Source organism: Allobosea sp. GW821-FHT03A12, assembly GCF_058986765.1.
The window spans coordinates 576561-593665 of the sequence record NZ_JBYSVZ010000001.1 but is presented as its reverse complement, the minus strand read 5'-3'; the positions used below and the strand labels follow the sequence as shown (position 1 = coordinate 593665).

Below are 17105 nucleotides of genomic sequence, written 5' to 3'. Positions count from 1 at the left end.
ACCATGACGAGGAGGATAGGCTTCGCGCTTGCGCTCGGCCTCTGGCTGGCGGCGACCGGCGGCCTCGCCCGCGCGGACGACGCCCCGGCCAAGCCGCAGCGTATCGTCTCGCTCAACATGTGCACCGACGAGCTGGTGCTGCGGCTCGCGTCACCGAAGCACGTCGCCTCGGTGACCTGGCTGTCGCAGGACCCGCGCAACGCCAACATGGCCGCGCGCGCCCTCGTCATTCCCGCCAATCACGGGCTGGTCGAGGAGGTGCTGGCGTATAAGCCCGACCTCGTCGTCGCCGGCGCCTACACGACACGCGCGACCGTCGCGCTGCTGAAGCGCGTCGGCGTGACGGTCCGCGAGTTCGGCGTGCCGAGCAACCTCGCCGAGATGCGCCAGCAGATCCGCGACATGGCGAGGCTGCTCGGCGAGCAGCAGAACGGCGAAGCCCTGATCGCAGAGATGGACAAGCGCCTCGCCGCGCTGGCGGATCGCCCCCGCCCGGCCCAGCCACGCGCCATCGTGCTGCGTCCGAACGGCTTCACCACCGGGCGCGGCTCGCTCGTCGACGAGATCCTGATGGCGGCGGGGCTGACCAACCTCGCCGCCGAGCTCGGCATCGACAATTACGGCCAGATCGCACTCGAGACCGTCGCGCTCGGCAAGGCCGATATCCTGATCCTCAACACCACACCGGACGGCCCGCCCTCGCTAGCCCATGAGATCCTGCATCACCCCGTCCTCGCCCGACTCGGCGACCGGCTGAAGCTCGTCGCCTTGCCCTCGAAGCTCTGGACCTGCGCCGGTCCGGCGGTGATCGACGCGATCGAATTGCTGCTCGACGCGACCGCGCCGACGCCAGCCGGAAAAAGCCCATGAGCGCTACGGCCATGCCCTCATCCGCTTCCGACCGGATGTCCTACTGGCGGCTCGTCGCCCTCTTGGCCGTCGCGACGCTCGTCATGGCGGCGCTCTCGCTCGCCGTCGGCTATGCCCGGCTCGACCTTTTCGCCGCGCTCGGCGACTGGCTCGCCGGCCGGCAGAGCCTGCCCGCGCTCGTGCTCGTCGAATTGCGCCTGCCGCGCGCCATCCTCGGCGCACTGGTCGGCTTCAGCCTCGGTCTCGCCGGCGCGGCGATGCAAGGGCTGCTGCGCAATCCGCTGGCCGAGCCCGGCATCGTCGGCATCTCCAGCGCCGCCGCCTTCGGCGCCGTCAGCGTATTCTATTCCGGTTTTGCCGGCGCCTTCGCACTCGCTCTGCCGCTCGGCGGCATCGCCGGGGCGCTGCTCGCAGTCCTCTTGCTCTTCGCCCTCAACGGCCGCGGCGCCGGCACGATGACGCTGATCCTGGCCGGCGTCGCGATCAACAGCTTCGCCGGGGCGATGACCTCGCTGGCGCTCAACCTTGCGCCCAATCCCTATGCCGCACTGGAGATCGTGTTCTGGCTGATGGGTTCGCTTGCCGACCGCAGCCTGATCCATGTCTGGCTGGTGTTGCCGCTGATGCTGGTCGGCTGGGCCCTGCTGCTTTCCTGCGCGCCGGCGCTCGACGGGCTCACGCTCGGCGAAGACACGGCGCGCAGCCTCGGCTTCGACTTGACCTGGCTGCGGGTCCGGCTGATCGGCGGCGCGGCGCTCGCCGTCGGCAGCGCCGTCGCCGTCACCGGGGCGATCGGCTTCGTCGGCCTCGTCGTGCCGCATCTCCTGCGCCCGCTGGTCGGCCACAAGCCCGGCCGGCTGCTGCTGGTCAGCGGTTTCGGCGGCGCGATCCTGCTTCTCGCCGCCGACACGGCGTTGCGGGTGATGCCGATCCGGCCCGAGCTCAAGCTCGGCGTCGTCACCGCCTTGATCGGCGCACCCTTCCTGTTCAGCCTGATCCAGCGCCTGCGGCGGGAGGCGTGATGCGTATCGAAGCGAACGGCATCGCGATCGCCTTCGACGGCAAGCCGATCCTCGCCGGGATCGATCTTGCCCTGCGACCGGGCGAACTCGTCGGCCTGATCGGCGCCAATGGCGCCGGCAAGACCACTCTGCTGCGCATCCTCGCCGACCTGCTGCCGCCGGCAGCAGGCAAAGTTCTCTATGATGGCAAGCCGGCAAGAACGCTGGGCCGTCGCGCGCTGGCGCAGCGCCTCGCCTTCCTCGCCCAAGGCGGCAATGTGCAATGGCAGATGCGGGCGGAGGCCGTCGTCGCGCTCGGCCGCCTGCCGCATCGGCGCCCCTTCGCCGACCTCACCGCAACGGATCAGGCTGCGATCGCCAACGCCTTCGCCTCGACCGATGCCAGCGCCTTCCGCGAACGCAGCTTGGACAGCCTCTCGGGCGGCGAACGCATGCGCGTGCTGCTGGCGCGAGCGCTGGCAGTCGAAGCGGAGATGCTGCTAGCGGACGAACCGCTGGTCGGGCTCGACCCGCGCCATCAGCTCGAGGCGATGGCGCTGTTCAGGCGCATCGCCGCTGATGGCACCGGCGTCGTCGTCGTGCTGCACGACCTCTCGCTCGCCGGGCGTTTCTGCGACCGGCTCGTCCTCATCGATCGCGGCCGCATCCTTGCCGACGGGCCGCCGGCCGCCGTGCTCGACGACGACAACCTTGCAAGCGCCTTCGGTATCGCGGTCGCCCGTGGCAGCCGCGACGGCGAAGATTTCGTCCTGCCCTGGCGGGCGCTGGACCATGGAGAACCCCGCCGATGACGGCAAACGACGTGACCGGCCTGATCCGCGACGAGCTAGCCACCGTGACGACGCAGTGGAATCTCGGCACTTTCGGCGCCATCGCCGAATTCCTGCGCGATCCCGGTGAGCCGGTCGAACTCGGCGACGGACCGGACCGGCTCTTCGCCGTCACCGATCGCGGCGGCATCGGTTTCGATGATCTCTCGCAGGTGAAGCCTTTCGCCTCGGAGACCGCCGTCGGCCAGGGCTGGAGCCATCGCGTCGCGCTCTGTCTGCCGGAAGCGGCCTGCGCAATGAACCGGCGCAGCGTCCTGACCCAGCTCGGCCCGGACAAGGCGGCGCTGCGGCCGCAGGACCGCGCCGGCATCCTGTTCGACATGGGCCTCGGCACGCTGCAGGTCGACATCTGTATCCGCACCGGCGATCCCGAATTGATCGCGACCCTGCGCTCCGTCGCTGGCAGGAGCCTGTTCGAAGCTGGCAATCCGGCGATGGGGACGATCGTCACAAAGGGCCCGCATCGCGTCTTCATCGCCCGCGCCGGCCGCTGCGAGGTCTACCAGCCGATCCCGCCCGCCGACGGCAAGAGCCCGGAAGGGCCGCACACCCATGTCCTGCCGCAATTGCTGCGCAACGGCCGCACGCATGCGGCGACCGAGCCGGTCCCGAGCGGCTGGGTACCGTTCGCCCATCTCGTCCCAGCCCATCCGCTGAAGGACGCGATGGCCCGGCCGCGGCCCTGGGATGGCGCGGCGCATGAGCGCTTCCAGGCGATCCTCGCCACCACCGGCGATCCGGAGCTGACTGCATTGAAGCATCGCGTTCTGGAGGCAGTCCGCAGCGGCTTGGATCCATCGACATTCAGAGAGCCGGCAAATAAATTCGCCCGCCACACCCTGCGCGTCACGCTGCGGCAATTGCGGGCCGGCCCGAAGCTGCCGGGCCTGTCGCGCTGGCTGGAGGCCTTCGACAAGCAGGAGCCAGCAGGCGAGGATGCCGACGCCTACGGCCATGGCTAGTGGAGCGCCGATTTTACGCACAACCGCACCGTCTTTCCGGGACTTCGCGCAGCGAAGGGCCGGAATCCATGAACACGACGCGCAATGTCACGGCGCGGCGAGCGCCAGCTTCTTCTTGCATCGGCAATGTTCATGGGTTCCGGGCTCAGGCCTGCGGCCTGCCCCGGAATGACGGCAGCGGATAATCGCCCCATCTCAGCCCGGCAGCCGCGGCGTCGTCGCCCGCCAGATCGGATCGGGCTCGATGACGATGCCCTGCTGGGCATTGCGGCCGGCGATCCGGTCGAGCAGCATCCGCATCGCCATCTCGCCGAGGTCCTGCTTGGCGATCCGAAGCGTCGTCAGCGCCGGCGAAACCAGGTCGGAGGCCGGAATATCGTCGCAGCCGACCAGGGCGATATCCTCCGGCACCTTGATGCCGGCCTGTTCGAGCGGCTTCATCAGGCCGAGCGCGATCAGGTCGTTGTAGCAGATCATGGCATCGACCTGCACAATCTCCGGCAGGAGCCTCGCCGCGATCTCGGCGCCGCCCTGGAGGTCCGGCGTGCAAGGCAGATCGAAGACCAGCGAGAGACCATGGCGCGCCAGCGCCGCCTCGATCCCTTCCCGTCGCTTGCGCCCTCCCTGTGAGGCGGCCGGCCCGGCGGCGAAGCCGAAGCGCCTGCGCCCTTGCGCGATCAGCTGCGTCACCACGGCCTCGACGCCGGCGCGATAATCGACCTCGATCGTGCCGGCATGGCGCTTGGCCGCGGCGCGGTTGATCAGCACCACCGCCCGGTGCGGCGCGATCGCGCGCAAGAGCCGCTCGTCGTCGAGGCGGGCGCTACAGATGATCAGGCCGTCGACGCGCTTGTCGAGCAGCATGCCGAGCACCTCCTCCTCGCGCTCGGGATCCTCGACGACATTGCAGGAGAGCAGCGTATAGCCCGCCGGCCGCGCCACCAGCTCGGCCCCGCGGATGATCTCGGGGAAGAACGGGTTGACGATGTCGGGCACGACAATGCCGACCGTGTTCGAGCGGTCGTTCTTCAGGCTCTTGGCGAAGGCGTTGGGGCGATAGCTCAGTGCCTGCGCCGCCTCCAGCACGCGCCGGCGCGTCTCCTCGCCGGCACCGCCGCGGCCGTTGAGCACGCGCGAGACGGTCATCGGCGAGACGCCGGCCGCTTCGGCGACATCAGTGATGGTGGGCGACCGCAAGGCCGGCTTCATGTCCATGCCATCTTATCTCACGATATCGATATCGTTTTCCAGAGGCATCTTCACTGAAGATAACTGCTGATTGTAGAGCCCCTTCGCCAAGATCGGCGGCATATCGACCGGGAACGCAGCCATCGCCAGCAAGGCTTGACGCTTCGATTGAGATAACGATAACGTAGTCCCCACAGCGCCCGCCATGAGCAGAAGGCGCAGCGGAGGAAACGATGGCAGCTTTCCCTGGGCGCGCCCTGCGTGGCGCCGCACTGTCCCTGCTTCTCAGCCTCACCGGCGCCGCCTACGCCGCCGAATACAAGGAGGGGCCGGGGCTCGCCGAACTGGTCAAGGGCGGCAAGCTGCCGCCGGTGGCGCAGCGCCTGCCCGAGGCACCGCTGGTACTCACCCCCGTCGAGAAGGCCGGGAAATATGGCGGCACCTGGCGCCAGGCGCTGATGGGCGGCAGCGACTCGCTGATCGAGCGCTCGGTCGGCTACACCCGCCTCGTGCGCTGGAACCGGGCCTGGACCGCAGTCGAGCCCGACGTCGCCGAGAAGGTCGACGTCAAGCCAGACGGCACCGAATACGTCTTCCATCTGCGCAAGGGCACGCGCTGGTCGGACGGTGCGCCCTTCACCGCCGACGACCTGGTGTTCTGGTACCAGGACGTGCTGATGAACAAGGAGCTGACGCCGTCGGTGCCGCGCTGGCTGCGCAGCGGCAACGATCCGGTCATCGTCGAGAAGATCGACGACGTCACCGTGAAGTTCCGCTTCACCGGGCCGAACGGCATGCTCTTGGAGAACATGGCGACGACCTTCGGCTCGGACATCCTCGCCGCGGCGCCGGCGCATTACCTCAAGCAGTTCCATAAGAAGTACAATCCTGATGGCATCGACAAGCTGGTTGCCGAGGCCAAGGCGGCGAACTGGTCGGCCCTTTTCCTGAACAAGACCAGCTTCCCCGGCCGCTGGCGCGCCACGGGGCGGCCGGTGCTCGACCCCTGGCAGCTCACCGTGCCCTATGGCGGCACCACCCAGGTCGTGCTCGAGCGCAACCCCTATTACTTCAAGGTCGATCCGGAGGGGCGCCAGCTGCCCTATATCGACCGCGTCACCTTCGACATCATGGGCGACCAGCAGGCGATCGTGCTGAAGGCGATCAATGGCGAGCTCGACATGCAGAACCAGCGCCTCAACGGGCTGGAGACGCGGATCGTGCTGGCGCAGAATCGCGAGCGCAGCGGCTATCGCCTGTTCAAGGCGCAGCCCGCTTGGTCGAACGCGATGTGCATCTCGCTCAACATGACCAGCAAGAACCCGGTGCTGCGCGAGGTCTTCCGCAACCGCGATGTCCGCGTCGCGCTCTCGCTCGCCATCAACCGCGACGAGCTCAACGAGCTGATCTATGCCGGCCAGTCCCAGCCCTATCAGGCGGCACCGCGGCCGGGCACAGCGCTCTATGACGCTGAGATGGCGACGCAGTACACCAAGTTCGACCCGAAGGGCGCTAACGAGCTGCTCGACAAGGCCGGCTTTTCCAAGCGCGATGGGCAGAAGTTCCGGCTCGGGCCGGACGGCAAGCGCATCTCCTTCGCCGTCGATGCCGCGACCTCGCGCCGTTACCAGATCGACGCGCTCGAACTGATCAAGAAGTACTGGGCAGCGGTCGGCATCGAGATGCAGGTCAAGACCATCGAGGAATCCTTCGCCTTCGCCCGCATGCTCGCCAATGAGCACGACGCCATGGTCTGGATCGGCGGCGGCGGCTACGACTTCCTCGGCGTCCTCGATCCGAAATGGTACTTCCCCTACGAGAACCAGGCGGCCTTCGCCTCGGCCTGGGGCATCTACTTCCAGAACCCGAACGATCCCAATGCCGAGGAGCCGCCGGAGCCGGCGAAGCGTCAGCAGGCGCTCTATGTCGAGATGCAGAAGACGCCCGGCACCGCCGGTCAGTTCGAGGTGATGAAGAAGATCCTCGCCATCACCCGCGAGCAGTTCTACGTGATCGGTACCAACATGGACGCCGACAATTACGGCGTCGTGAAGAACAACATGCGCAACGTGCCCGAGCTGATGCCGGACACCTTCTTCTACATGACACCCGGCCCGACCAATCCGGAGCAGTATTTCTACGAATAGCCAGGTTTAGCGAAACCGGAGCCCGCAGCCGCCGGCTCCGGGCTCCCCGCCCCGCCCGAACCGCATCGGAGGCCTGTGATGCTCCGCTACATGCTGAGACGGCTCGTCTATACGCTTGGAACGCTGGCGGCGGTTTCGGTCGTCGCCTTCCTGGTGATCCAGCTGCCGCCGGGCGACTTCCTGACCTCGTTCAGCGCCAAGTTCGCCGAGCAGGGCGGCTCGCTCGACAATGACTCGCTGACCGCGCTGAAGCTGCGCTACGGGCTCGATCAACCCTGGTACGTCCAGTACTGGCTCTGGATCTCCGGCATCCTCTTCCGCGGCGATTTCGGCGAGTCCTTCGAGTGGAACAAGCCCGTCTCCGAGCTGATGTGGGATCGCTTCGGCCTCACCGTCCTGCTCTCGGGCATCACCCTCGTCGTCACCTGGCTCGTCGCCCTGCCGATCGGCATCTACAGCGCGGTCCGGCGCTATTCCTGGCTCGACTATGTCGTGACCTTCCTCGGCTTCCTCGGCCTGGCGATACCGAGCTTCCTGCTGGCCCTGGCGCTGATGTACGTGTTCTCGCGCTATTTCGGCATGAGCGTCAGCGGCCTGTTCTCGCCTGACTACGTCAACGCGCCCTGGAGCCTCGCCAAAGTCGGCGACCTCGCCATGCATCTGTGGCTGCCGGTCTTCGTGCTGGCGACGCATGGCACGGCGGCGCTGATCCGCGTGATGCGCGCCAACCTGATCGACGAGCTCTATAAGCCCTATGTCCAGACCGCCCGCGCCAATGGGCTCGGCGAAGCGGAGCTGCTGTTCAAGTACCCGGTTCGCGTCGCGCTCAACCCGTTCATCTCGACCATCGGCTGGGTCCTGCCGAACCTCGTCTCGGGCGCGATCGTCACCTCGGTGGTGATGAGCCTGCCGACCGCCGGACCGCTGCTGCTCTCGGCGCTGCTGGCGCAGGACATGTACCTCGCCGGCAGCTTCATCCTGATGCTGAGCGTGCTCACCGTAATCGGCACGCTGATCTCCGACCTCCTGCTCGCGTGGCTCGATCCGCGCGTGCGCTACGCCTGAGGCCGGGATGAGCGATATCGCTGCCCCCACCGCCCCCGAAACCGTCGCCCCGGCGGCGCACCGCTTCGCCGAGGCCGGCCAGTGGGCGCTGATCTTCCGCCGCTTCCGCCGGCACAAGCTGGCCTATGCCAGCCTCTTCGTGGTGCTCGGCATCTATCTCGTCGCGCTGCTGGCCGAGTTCGTCGCGCCCTTCTCGCCCGACAGCTACAACGCCCGCTTCACCTATGGCCCGCCGCAGACGCTGAAATTCTTCGGCACGGACGCCGCCGGCGAAACCCATTTCATGTACGTCAACGGCTACCGGATGAGCTTCGATCCGGTGGCGCTGAAGCGGACCTTCGTCGTCGACGAGAAATCGGTCCACCCCGTCGTCTTCTTCGCCAAGGGCGAGCCCTACCGACTCTTCGGGCTGATCCCCTGGGACCGGCATCTGATCGGCCCGGCCGACCCATCGCAGCCGATGTATCTCTGGGGCGCCGACCGGCTCGGCCGCGACGTGCTCTCGCGCACCATCCACGGCGCCCGCATCTCGATGTCGATCGGCCTGGTCGGGGTCGCGGTCAGCCTGTTCCTCGGCCTGCTGCTCGGCGGCATCTCCGGCTATTATGGCGGCTGGATCGACGAGGTCGTGCAGCGCTGCATCGACTTCCTGAAGTCGATTCCGACCATCCCACTCTGGATGGGGCTCGCCGCCGCGGTGCCGGCCAATCTCGATCCGCTGCTGGTCTATCTCTGGATCACCATCATCCTCTCGCTGATCGGCTGGACCGATCTGGCGCGCGTCGTGCGCGGCCGCTTCCTTTCGCTCAGAACCGAGGACTTCGTGCTGGCGGCGCGGCTCGACGGCTGCTCGCGCCAGCGCGTGATCTGGCGGCATATGGTGCCCTCCTTCACCAGCCACATCGTCGCCTCGGTCACCCTGGCGATCCCGAGCATGATCCTGGCCGAGACCGCCCTCTCCTTCCTCGGCATCGGCCTGAAGGAGCCGGTGGTGAGCTGGGGCGTGCTGCTCAAGGACGCGCAGAGCATCCTGGCCTTGACCACGGCGCCCTGGCTGCTCGCCCCCGGCGTCGCAGTGGTCGTCGCCGTGCTCGCCCTCAACTTCCTCGGCGACGGAATTCGCGATGCGGCCGATCCCTATGCCTGAGCCGACGCCCATGCGCGGGACGGCGGCAGCGCCCTCGCCGCTCGTCGCCGTTAGCGACCTCAAGGTCCAGATCGGCACCGATGACGGGCTGGTGCGCGCGGTCGACGGCGTCACCTTCGACGTGCCGCGCGGGCGCACGCTCTGCATCGTCGGCGAATCCGGTTCCGGCAAGAGCGTCACCGGCAGGGCGCTGATGAACCTGCTGCCGCCGAGCGGGCGCATCGCCGCCGGCAGCATCCTTTATGCCGGCCGCGACGGGCAGGCGATCGATGTGACCAGGCTCGATCCGCGCGGCCGTCAGATCCGCTCCCTGCGCGGCAAGGAGATCTCGCTGATCTCGCAGGAGCCGATGGCGGCGCTCTCGCCTGTCCACACCATCGGCCAGCAGCTCGTCCCGGTGATCCGCCGGCATCTCGGTCTCTCGAAGAAGGCGGCGCAGGCCCGCGCCGTCGAGATGCTCGGCCGCGTCGGCATCCCCCGGCCGGCGGAGCGATTGAACAACTACCCCTTCGAGTTCTCCGGCGGCATGCGCCAGCGCGTCTGCATCGCACTCGCTCTGTCCTGCCGGCCGCGCCTGCTGATCGCCGACGAACCGACCACGGCGCTCGACGTCACCACGCAGGCGAACATCATCGACCTGCTGCAGGAGCTGCAGCGCGAGGACGGGCTCTCGATCCTGTTCATCACCCATGACCTCGGCGTCGTCGCCGAGATCGCCGACGACGTTGCGGTGATGTATCTCGGCAGAATCGTCGAGCGCGGCACGGTCGACGAGATCTTCGCCGATCCGCGCCATCCCTATACCCGTGCGCTGCTGAAATCGGTGCCGCGTCTCGGCTCCGGGCGCGGCTCCAGGCTCGCCGCGATCCGCGGCATGGTGCCCTCGCCTTTCGAGCGGCCGGCAGGCTGCGATTTTCACCCGCGCTGCGACGCCGCCATCAAGGGCGTCTGCGACACCATCGATCCCGGCACGATCACGATCGGCCCGCGTCGCGATGTGCGCTGTGTTCTTGCGCGCGAGCCGGCCGCGCTCGGAGGTGTCGCCCATGGCTGAGACCCCGGCGCTGCCCCCCGACGTCCTGCTCGACGTGCGCGGGCTGACCAAGCTCTTCCCGCCGCGGCGCAGCCTGTTCCAGCGCAAGGCCTCAAATCCGGTGCGCGCCGTCGAGGACGTCTCCTTCGCGATCAGACAGGGCGAGACGCTCGGCCTCGTCGGCGAATCCGGCTGCGGTAAGTCGACGGTGACGCGTCTCCTGCTCGGCATCCACCAGCCGACCGCCGGCACGATGCGCTATCGCCGCAAGGATGGCGGCAGCGTCGATCTCGATACGCTCTCCGAGGACGAGCGGCTCGCCTATTGCACCGATCTGCGCATCGTCTTCCAGGATCCGCAATCCTCGCTCAACCCGCGCCTGCAGGTCCGCGACATCGTCGGCGAGGTGCTGAAGGTCAACCGGCTGGTGCCGCCATCAGAGATCGAGGCCAAGGTCCGCGAGCTCCTCGCCAAGGTGGGCCTCCGGCCCGAATATGCCCGGCGCTATCCGCACGCCTTCTCCGGCGGCGAGCGCCAGCGCGTCGGCATCGCCCGGGCGCTCGCGACCCATCCGCGCTTGGTCGTGCTCGACGAGGCCGTCTCGGCGCTCGATGTCAGCGTCCGGGCGCAGACGCTCAATCTGCTGCGCGACCTGCAGGAGGAGTTCGGGCTGACCTATCTCTTCGTCAGCCATGACCTCAGCGTGATCGAGTACATCTGTGACCGCGTCGTGGTGATGTATGTCGGCCAGGTCGTCGAGATCGCCACCTCCGAGGCGCTCTTCGCCCGGCCGCTGCACCCTTACACCGAAGCGCTGCTCTCGGCCCTGCCGATCCCCGATCCCGCCCAGCGCCGGCAGAATCGCCGCATCCGCCTGCCCGGCGAGGTCGCCGATCCCGCCAACCGCCCCGCCGGCTGCGCCTTCCATCCGCGTTGCCGCTTCGCCAGCGAAGCCTGCCGCACCACCCAGCCGCCACTGCGCGAGCTCGGCGGCCGCAGCGTCGCCTGCCACCACGCCGAGGCGCTCGAGCTCAAGGGCGTCGAGACCATCCAGACCGGACACCCCGCCAATGCCTAAGCACATCCGCGCCGGCGACAACGCCAACCGCGCCATCGTCCATGACGACCCCGGCCTGCCGCATGTCCATTTCAACCTGCTGCGCCTGCAGCCAGGCGAGAGCCTGGAACAGGCCTTGCCCGCCCATGAGAGTGTGCTCGTCGTGCTCTCCGGCACGGTCGACATCATCGTCGATGGCGAGCGTTTCGCCGCGGTCGGCAAACGCGCCGATATCTGGTCGGGCGAGGCGGATTCAGTCTACGCCCCACCGGGCGCCACGGTCCGGCTGGAGAATGCGACCGGCCCTACCGAGATCGCCGTCGCCGGCGGGCTCTGCGACGAAGTGGGGCTGAAGCCCTTCCGCATCGCGCCGGAGGAGGTCGCGATGGTCGATGTCGGCTCGCCCGACACCCATAGCCGCCGCCGCATCTTCCATATCCTCGGCCAGAACGGGCAAGGGCGCGCCGGCAACCTCCTGGTCAGCGAGCTCTATGCCGATCCCGGCTGCTGGTCGGGCTATCCCCCGCACAAGCATGATACCGACCGCGCCGGCGAGACCGCCCATGACGAGCTCTACCACTACCGCTACCAGCCCGGCAGCGGCTTCGGCGCCCAGATCATCTATGCCGATGGCAAGTCCGACTGCTTCATGGTCCAGCACGGCGACACGGTGCTGGTCGATGCCGGCTACCACCCGACCGTCACCTCGCCCGGCCACCGCTGCTACATCTTCACCATCCTGGTCGGGAAGACGCAGCGCGGCCTGGTCCAGCACTTCGACGAGCGCCACGCCCACCTCATGACGGCGATCCCCGGCATCCAGTCGATGCGCGACAAGTTCAAATAGCCAGACATTTAGCCGGCAATTTTCCTGCCTTCAGCGAAGGACCCGTCATGTCCGACACGACCCGCATCCGCATCGATCTCTCCGCGCCGACCACACCCTTCCGGCGCTTCTGGCGCAGCACCGGCTTCTCACCGGCCGAGCTGCTGCTGGAGCCGGAGATGCGGCAGACGCTGGCCTATGTCGGCGGCGTGCCCAATCGCGGCATCGAATATATGCGCGTGCACTACATGCTCGACCTCGTCACCGCCTCCAGCTTCGGCACATATGACTGGTCGCGGCTCGATGCGGCGATCGACGTGATGCTGGAGCATCGCATCCGGCCGTTCTTCGAGCTGATGGGCAATCCCTCCTACATCTACAGCGATTTCAACGATGTCGGCCAGGCGCATCACTGGCGCGACTTCATGGGCAAGATGGCGCAGCGCTACCAGGCCCGCTATGGCGCCGACGAGTTGCGGACCTGGTATTTCGAGACCTGGAACGAGCCCGACATCTGGTGGAGGCTCGGCGGCGAGACCGGCTTCAACAACTATTACGACGCCTGCTCGGAGGCACTGAAGGCGGTCGATCCGGCCCTCAAGCTCGGCGGCCCGGGCGTCGCCCGGCGCATCCCGCCGATCTTCAAGAGCTTCCTCGCCCATTGCGACACCGGCACCAACCTGTTCACCGGCGAGACCGGCGTGCGGCTGGATTTCATCTCGGTGCACGAGAAGGGCGCCAAGAAGCACGCCGAGGACCTGACGCCGAACAGCCTGTCGATCATCCGGCACGAGATGATGGCGGTCGACTATATCCGCGAGCACCATCCGCGCTTCGCCGGCCTGCCCTTCGTCAACGACGAATGCGACCCGCAGATCGGCTGGCATCTCTACCATACCTGGCACGGCATGCCCTATTTCGCCGGGCTCGCCGCCAAGATCGTCGACCAGCACCAGCGCCTGATGATCGACGGCGAAGGCGTCGACTACGAGGTGCTCAGCAACGACAACGGCTTCGTCGGCCATTGGGGCCACCGCACACACCTCACCTATTTCGGCAAGCGCCCGGTGCGCGCCGCCCAGGCCGAGCACAAGACCGACATCGCCGCGCTCGAAGCGCGCCGGGCCGAGCCCGAGCCGTTCGACCTCGTCAAGAAGCCGGCGCTCAGCGTCATGGAGTTGCTCGGCCTGCTCAGCGAGCGCCGTTTCGACCTGAGCGGCCAGGGCCTCGATCCCGACCGCGTCGGGCTCGGCGCGATCGCAACCGCTCTTGGGGGCACCGCGCAGCCTTCCGGTGCCAGTGTCCTTCTCTACAACAGCGTCGACCGCATCTGGCAGTCGGGCGAAAGCACGGTCGCGCTCGACTTCTCCGGGCTGCAGCCCGGCGCCTATGCGCTCGCCAGCTTCCGCATCGCCCATGGCAAGGGCGACCCCTTCACGGTCTGGGAAGACCTCGGCGCGCCCGACCTGCCTGGTGCAGCCGAGCTTGCGGCGATGCGCTTGGCGCAGGAGCCAGCCCTGAGCATCGAGCATCTCCAGATCGGCGGTGCCCAAGCACAGTACGAGCTCAAGCTCGATATGCCCCTGCCTTCGGTGGCGCTGGTCGCGCTGGTCCGGCGGGATGATGCCGCGCCCACCGCTCCGTCCGCCCCCCGGATCAGCCGCTTCGGCGGCCTCAACGGCGAGAACCGCGTCCTGTTCTGGGAGCCGGCACCCTATGACGGCATCCAGCTCTTCGACGTACTCTGGAGCGCTGGCGAAAACGGCCCCTGGCAGGTGATCAACCCGGTCGGGCTGTTGTCGAGCGTCTATCTCGATACCAGCGCCGCAGCCGGCTTCTACCGCATCCGCGCCCGCGATCTCTTCGGCCGCGTCAGCGCCGAGAGCGATAGCCTGCGCGCCGGCTAGCTCTACGCCGGCATAGGTCGTCTTTACATCCTGTCGAAGCTAGAAAGGAGGTGCCCCGCTTGGACAGGTGTCGAATATGACGTTGCGACTGAGCCGCTTCACCACCCTCACCCTCTGCATCTTGGTCGCGCTCGTCGCGATCCCGCTGGCCTTCAGCCACCCCTGGCTCTGGCTGCCCGGCCTGCTGGCCTTGTTGCTGGCGCTGCTCGGCCTCTGGGACCTTTCCCAGACCGAGCACGCCATCCAGCGCAACTATCCGGTGATCGGCCATATCCGCTGGTTCGCCGAGCTGGTCCGCCCCGAGCTGCGCCAATACCTGTTCGAGGCGGACGAGGAGGCGGCGCCGTTCTCGCGCTCGCAGCGTTCGCTGGTCTATCGCCGCGCCAAGAACCTCGCCGGCGACCATCCCTTCGGCACGCTGCTCGACGTCTACAGAGACGGCTACGAGTTCATCGGCCATTCGAACCGCCCGGCGCCGGTCTCCGATCCCGAGAGCTTCCGCATCACCATCGGCAACGACCAGTGCCGGCAGCCCTATTCGGCGTCCGTCTTCAACATCTCGGCGATGAGCTTCGGCTCGCTCTCCGCCAATGCGATCCGGGCGCTCAACACCGGCGCGCGCCTCGGCCGCTTCAGCCACGACACCGGCGAAGGCAGCATCAGCCCCTATCACCGCGAAGGCGGCGGCGACATCGTCTGGGAAGTCGCCAGCGGCTATTTCGGCTGCCGCAACGACAAGGGCCGCTTCGATCCCGAGCGCTTCGCCAGGCAGGCGGTCGATCCCCAGGTAAAGATGATCGAGATCAAATTGAGCCAGGGCGCCAAGCCCGGCCATGGCGGCATCCTGCCGGCGCCGAAAGTGACGCCCGAGATCGCCGCGACCCGCGGCGTGCCGGTCGGGCAGGACTGCATCTCGCCGCCGAGCCACAGCGCCTTCTCGACGCCACTGGAGATGATGGCCTTCATCGCGCAATTGCGCGAGCTGTCCGGCGGCAAACCCGTCGGCTTCAAGCTCTGCCTCGGCCATCCCTGGGAGTTCATGGGCATGGTCAAGGCGATGCTGGAGAGCGGCGTCGTGCCCGATTTCATCGTCGTCGACGGCGCCGAGGGCGGCACCGGCGCTGCCCCCGTCGAGTTCAGCGACCATATCGGCCTGCCGATGCGCGAGGGCCTGCTCTTCGTCCACAATGTGCTCGTCGGCGCAGGGCTGCGCGACAAGGTCAAGATCGGTGCAGCCGGGCGCATCGTCAGCGCCTTCGACATCGCGAGCGTGCTCGCGATCGGCGCCGACTGGGCCAATGCCGCCCGCGGCTTCATGTTCGCGCTCGGCTGCGTCCAGTCGCTGTCCTGCAACACCAATCGCTGCCCGACCGGCGTCGCGACGCAGGACGCCGTGCGCCAGCGCGCGCTGGTCGTGCCGGACAAGGCGCAGCGCGTCCATCGCTTCCACGCCAACACCCTGCATGCACTGGCCGACATGCTCGCCGCCGCCGGCCTGACCCATCCCGAGGAACTCGGCCCGCATCATCTGGTGCGCCGCGTCAGCGCCACCGAAATCCGCCTGTTCTCCGACCTGCACGTCTTCCTGCAGCCGGGCGAATTGCTGACCGGGCTCTGCGAGCACGCTTTCTATCGCCGCAACTGGGATCTCGCCCGCACCGACAGCTTCGACAGGATGTCGTAAGCAGCGTCACGCGGCGGCCGAAGATTGGGCCGGACGCGATTCACCTTTCGAAAGGAAACCCGCACTCCATGCGAAGCCGTCATGTGCTGCGAGTCACAAGGCCGTAGCTTTCCCTGAAGAAAATGCCGAGTATCGGCAGGTGATTTGGATAGCTCGCTGCGGCCCGTCGATTGGGTGCAGCGAGATGGCGATGGGAGTACTCGGATGTCGGAGCGGTCTTGGATGGCGCAGGTCAAGCGGATCCCGGCGGCCTCGCGCCTGTCTCCCGCGGCGCTCATCACCTGCGTCGCGCTCGGGCTCGGAACGACTGCCTTCGCCCAGCAGCCGGCGCCCACCGCAGTCCCGGTCGGCACCGTGATGGCCGAGAAGCGCGCCATCACCCAGACCGCCGATTTTGTCGGACGGATCGAGGCGGTGAACCGCGTCGACGTCCGCGCCCGCGTCACCGGCTATCTCGAGGACGTGCTGTTCAAGGACGGCTCCACCGTCGCCGAGGGCGCACCGCTCTTCCGCATCGAGCGCGCGCCCTTCGAAGCGGCGGTCGAGCAGGCGCAAGGCGCGCTGGAGCGCGCCCAGGGCACCTTGCAGAACGCCACCGTGCAGCGCCAGCGCGCCGAGGATCTGCTGAAGACCAATGCCGGCTCGGTCGCCATCCGCGACCAGCGCGTCGCCGAGGAGAAGGGCGCGCAGGGCGACCAGACCACCGCCGAGGCCAATCTGAAGACGGCGCAGATCAATCTCGGCTACACCGAGATCAAGGCGCCGATCGCCGGCCGCATCGGCCGCACCAAGGTGACCAAGGGCAATGTCGTCGGGCCCGACAGCGGCGTGCTGGCGCAGATCGTCAGCGACGATCCGATGTACGTCACCTTCCCGGTCAGCCAGCGCGAATTCCTGGCGCTGAAGACCAACCGGCTGCCGGCCGACGGTTCCGCCCCGCTCGTCAGCCTGAAATTCTCGGACGGCTCGACCTATGACCAGAAGGGCCGCGTCGACTTCGTCGACGTCTCGGTCGAGCGCGCCACCGACACCGTGCTGGTGCGCGCCACGCTGCCCAACCCGACCGGCAAGCTGCTCGACGGCACGCTGGTGCGCGTCGCCGTCCAGGCCAACAAGAGCGAGGAGAAGGTGCTGGTGCCGCAGGCGGCGCTGATCGCCGACCAGCAGGGCTCCTATGTCTTCGCCGTCGAGGACGGCAAGGCGGTGGCGAAGCGCGTCAAGGTCGGGGCAGAAGCCGGCTCCTATGTCGCCATCGAGCAGGGCCTCGTCGGCAACGAGCAGATCGTTATCCAGGGCCTGCAGAATCTCCGGCCCGGCGTGCCGGTGCTCGCCTCGCCCGTGACGCTGACGACCGGCCGGAGCTGACC

14 protein-coding genes are annotated in these 17105 nt (G+C 67.8%); 13 read left to right on the top strand and 1 reads right to left on the bottom strand.

Annotated elements, in window-relative coordinates:
• The first annotated feature begins 3 nt into the window (after positions 1–3).
• The 4 genes from AC3WLC_RS02790 to AC3WLC_RS02775 are packed head-to-tail and all read left to right on the top strand — an operon-like array spanning position 4 to position 3684.
• Positions 4–870, top strand: a complete 867-nt coding sequence (locus tag AC3WLC_RS02790) for an ABC transporter substrate-binding protein (protein ID WP_493682407.1) — start codon at positions 4–6, stop codon at positions 868–870.
• Entirely contained in the window at positions 867–1892 is a 1026-nt protein-coding gene (locus AC3WLC_RS02785; RefSeq protein ID WP_493682406.1) for a FecCD family ABC transporter permease, read from the top strand. Before AC3WLC_RS02790 ends, AC3WLC_RS02785 begins: the two co-directional genes overlap by 4 nt.
• Complete coding sequence (locus tag AC3WLC_RS02780; protein WP_493682405.1) at positions 1892–2683, top strand: ABC transporter ATP-binding protein; 792 nt, start codon at positions 1892–1894, stop codon at positions 2681–2683. The genes AC3WLC_RS02785 and AC3WLC_RS02780 overlap by 1 nt, the downstream gene beginning before the upstream one ends.
• A complete protein-coding gene (locus AC3WLC_RS02775; protein ID WP_493682404.1) occupies positions 2680–3684 on the top strand; it encodes a DUF6925 family protein in 1005 nt (334 codons plus the stop codon). The genes AC3WLC_RS02780 and AC3WLC_RS02775 overlap by 4 nt, the downstream gene beginning before the upstream one ends.
• A gap of 195 nt (positions 3685–3879) precedes the next feature.
• Here the strand turns inward: AC3WLC_RS02775 and AC3WLC_RS02770 are convergent, their stop codons facing one another.
• Complete coding sequence (locus AC3WLC_RS02770; RefSeq protein ID WP_493682403.1) at positions 3880–4899, bottom strand: LacI family DNA-binding transcriptional regulator; 1020 nt, start codon at positions 4897–4899, stop codon at positions 3880–3882.
• A 206-nt stretch (positions 4900–5105) separates the two neighbouring features.
• On the opposite strand from AC3WLC_RS02770, the gene AC3WLC_RS02765 reads away from it, so the two are divergent.
• The 9 genes from AC3WLC_RS02765 to AC3WLC_RS02725 all read left to right on the top strand — a co-directional run bounded on the left by AC3WLC_RS02765 (position 5106) and on the right by AC3WLC_RS02725 (position 17103).
• On the top strand, positions 5106–7019 hold the full coding sequence (locus AC3WLC_RS02765) for an ABC transporter substrate-binding protein (RefSeq protein WP_493682402.1): 1914 nt from the start codon (positions 5106–5108) through the stop codon (positions 7017–7019).
• 78 nt (positions 7020–7097) lie between these two features.
• Positions 7098–8084, top strand: a complete 987-nt coding sequence (locus AC3WLC_RS02760; RefSeq protein WP_493682401.1) for an ABC transporter permease — start codon at positions 7098–7100, stop codon at positions 8082–8084.
• Between the two features lie 7 nt (positions 8085–8091).
• Entirely contained in the window at positions 8092–9231 is a 1140-nt protein-coding gene (locus AC3WLC_RS02755; protein WP_493682400.1) for an ABC transporter permease, read from the top strand.
• Positions 9232–9241: 10 nt separating this feature from the next.
• Positions 9242–10285: an ABC transporter ATP-binding protein gene (locus tag AC3WLC_RS02750; protein WP_493682399.1), complete on the top strand. Its 1044-nt coding sequence runs from the start codon at positions 9242–9244 to the stop codon at positions 10283–10285.
• Positions 10278–11342 (top strand): ABC transporter ATP-binding protein, encoded by a 1065-nt coding sequence (locus tag AC3WLC_RS02745; RefSeq protein ID WP_493682398.1) that lies wholly within the window; start codon positions 10278–10280, stop codon positions 11340–11342. The genes AC3WLC_RS02750 and AC3WLC_RS02745 overlap by 8 nt, the downstream gene beginning before the upstream one ends.
• The gene (locus AC3WLC_RS02740) at positions 11335–12168 is read left to right on the top strand and encodes a 5-deoxy-glucuronate isomerase (RefSeq protein WP_493682397.1); all 834 of its coding nucleotides are present in this window, start codon (positions 11335–11337) and stop codon (positions 12166–12168) included. Before AC3WLC_RS02745 ends, AC3WLC_RS02740 begins: the two co-directional genes overlap by 8 nt.
• A 47-nt stretch (positions 12169–12215) precedes the next feature.
• A complete protein-coding gene (locus AC3WLC_RS02735) occupies positions 12216–14054 on the top strand; it encodes a GH39 family glycosyl hydrolase (RefSeq protein ID WP_493682396.1) in 1839 nt (612 codons plus the stop codon).
• Positions 14055–14130: 76 nt separating this feature from the next.
• On the top strand, positions 14131–15738 hold the full coding sequence (locus AC3WLC_RS02730; protein ID WP_493682395.1) for an FMN-binding glutamate synthase family protein: 1608 nt from the start codon (positions 14131–14133) through the stop codon (positions 15736–15738).
• A 204-nt stretch (positions 15739–15942) separates the two neighbouring features.
• On the top strand, positions 15943–17103 hold the full coding sequence (locus tag AC3WLC_RS02725) for an efflux RND transporter periplasmic adaptor subunit (protein ID WP_493682394.1): 1161 nt from the start codon (positions 15943–15945) through the stop codon (positions 17101–17103).
• Positions 17104–17105 lie beyond the last annotated feature (2 nt).

Excerpts from the sequence above, each read along its gene's own strand:
- AC3WLC_RS02790 (WP_493682407.1), top strand. The coding sequence starts at position 4 with ATGACGAGGAGGATAGGCTTCGCGCTTGCGCTCGGCCTCTGGCTGGCG.
- AC3WLC_RS02785 (WP_493682406.1), top strand. The coding sequence starts at position 867 with ATGAGCGCTACGGCCATGCCCTCATCCGCTTCCGACCGGATGTCCTAC.
- AC3WLC_RS02780 (WP_493682405.1), top strand. The coding sequence starts at position 1,892 with ATGCGTATCGAAGCGAACGGCATCGCGATCGCCTTCGACGGCAAGCCG.
- AC3WLC_RS02775 (WP_493682404.1), top strand. The coding sequence starts at position 2,680 with ATGACGGCAAACGACGTGACCGGCCTGATCCGCGACGAGCTAGCCACC.
- AC3WLC_RS02770 (WP_493682403.1), bottom strand. The coding sequence starts at position 4,899 with ATGGACATGAAGCCGGCCTTGCGGTCGCCCACCATCACTGATGTCGCC.
- AC3WLC_RS02765 (WP_493682402.1), top strand. The coding sequence starts at position 5,106 with ATGGCAGCTTTCCCTGGGCGCGCCCTGCGTGGCGCCGCACTGTCCCTG.
- AC3WLC_RS02760 (WP_493682401.1), top strand. The coding sequence starts at position 7,098 with ATGCTCCGCTACATGCTGAGACGGCTCGTCTATACGCTTGGAACGCTG.
- AC3WLC_RS02755 (WP_493682400.1), top strand. The coding sequence starts at position 8,092 with ATGAGCGATATCGCTGCCCCCACCGCCCCCGAAACCGTCGCCCCGGCG.
- AC3WLC_RS02750 (WP_493682399.1), top strand. The coding sequence starts at position 9,242 with ATGCGCGGGACGGCGGCAGCGCCCTCGCCGCTCGTCGCCGTTAGCGAC.
- AC3WLC_RS02745 (WP_493682398.1), top strand. The coding sequence starts at position 10,278 with ATGGCTGAGACCCCGGCGCTGCCCCCCGACGTCCTGCTCGACGTGCGC.
- AC3WLC_RS02740 (WP_493682397.1), top strand. The coding sequence starts at position 11,335 with ATGCCTAAGCACATCCGCGCCGGCGACAACGCCAACCGCGCCATCGTC.
- AC3WLC_RS02735 (WP_493682396.1), top strand. The coding sequence starts at position 12,216 with ATGTCCGACACGACCCGCATCCGCATCGATCTCTCCGCGCCGACCACA.
- AC3WLC_RS02730 (WP_493682395.1), top strand. The coding sequence starts at position 14,131 with ATGACGTTGCGACTGAGCCGCTTCACCACCCTCACCCTCTGCATCTTG.
- AC3WLC_RS02725 (WP_493682394.1), top strand. The coding sequence starts at position 15,943 with ATGTCGGAGCGGTCTTGGATGGCGCAGGTCAAGCGGATCCCGGCGGCC.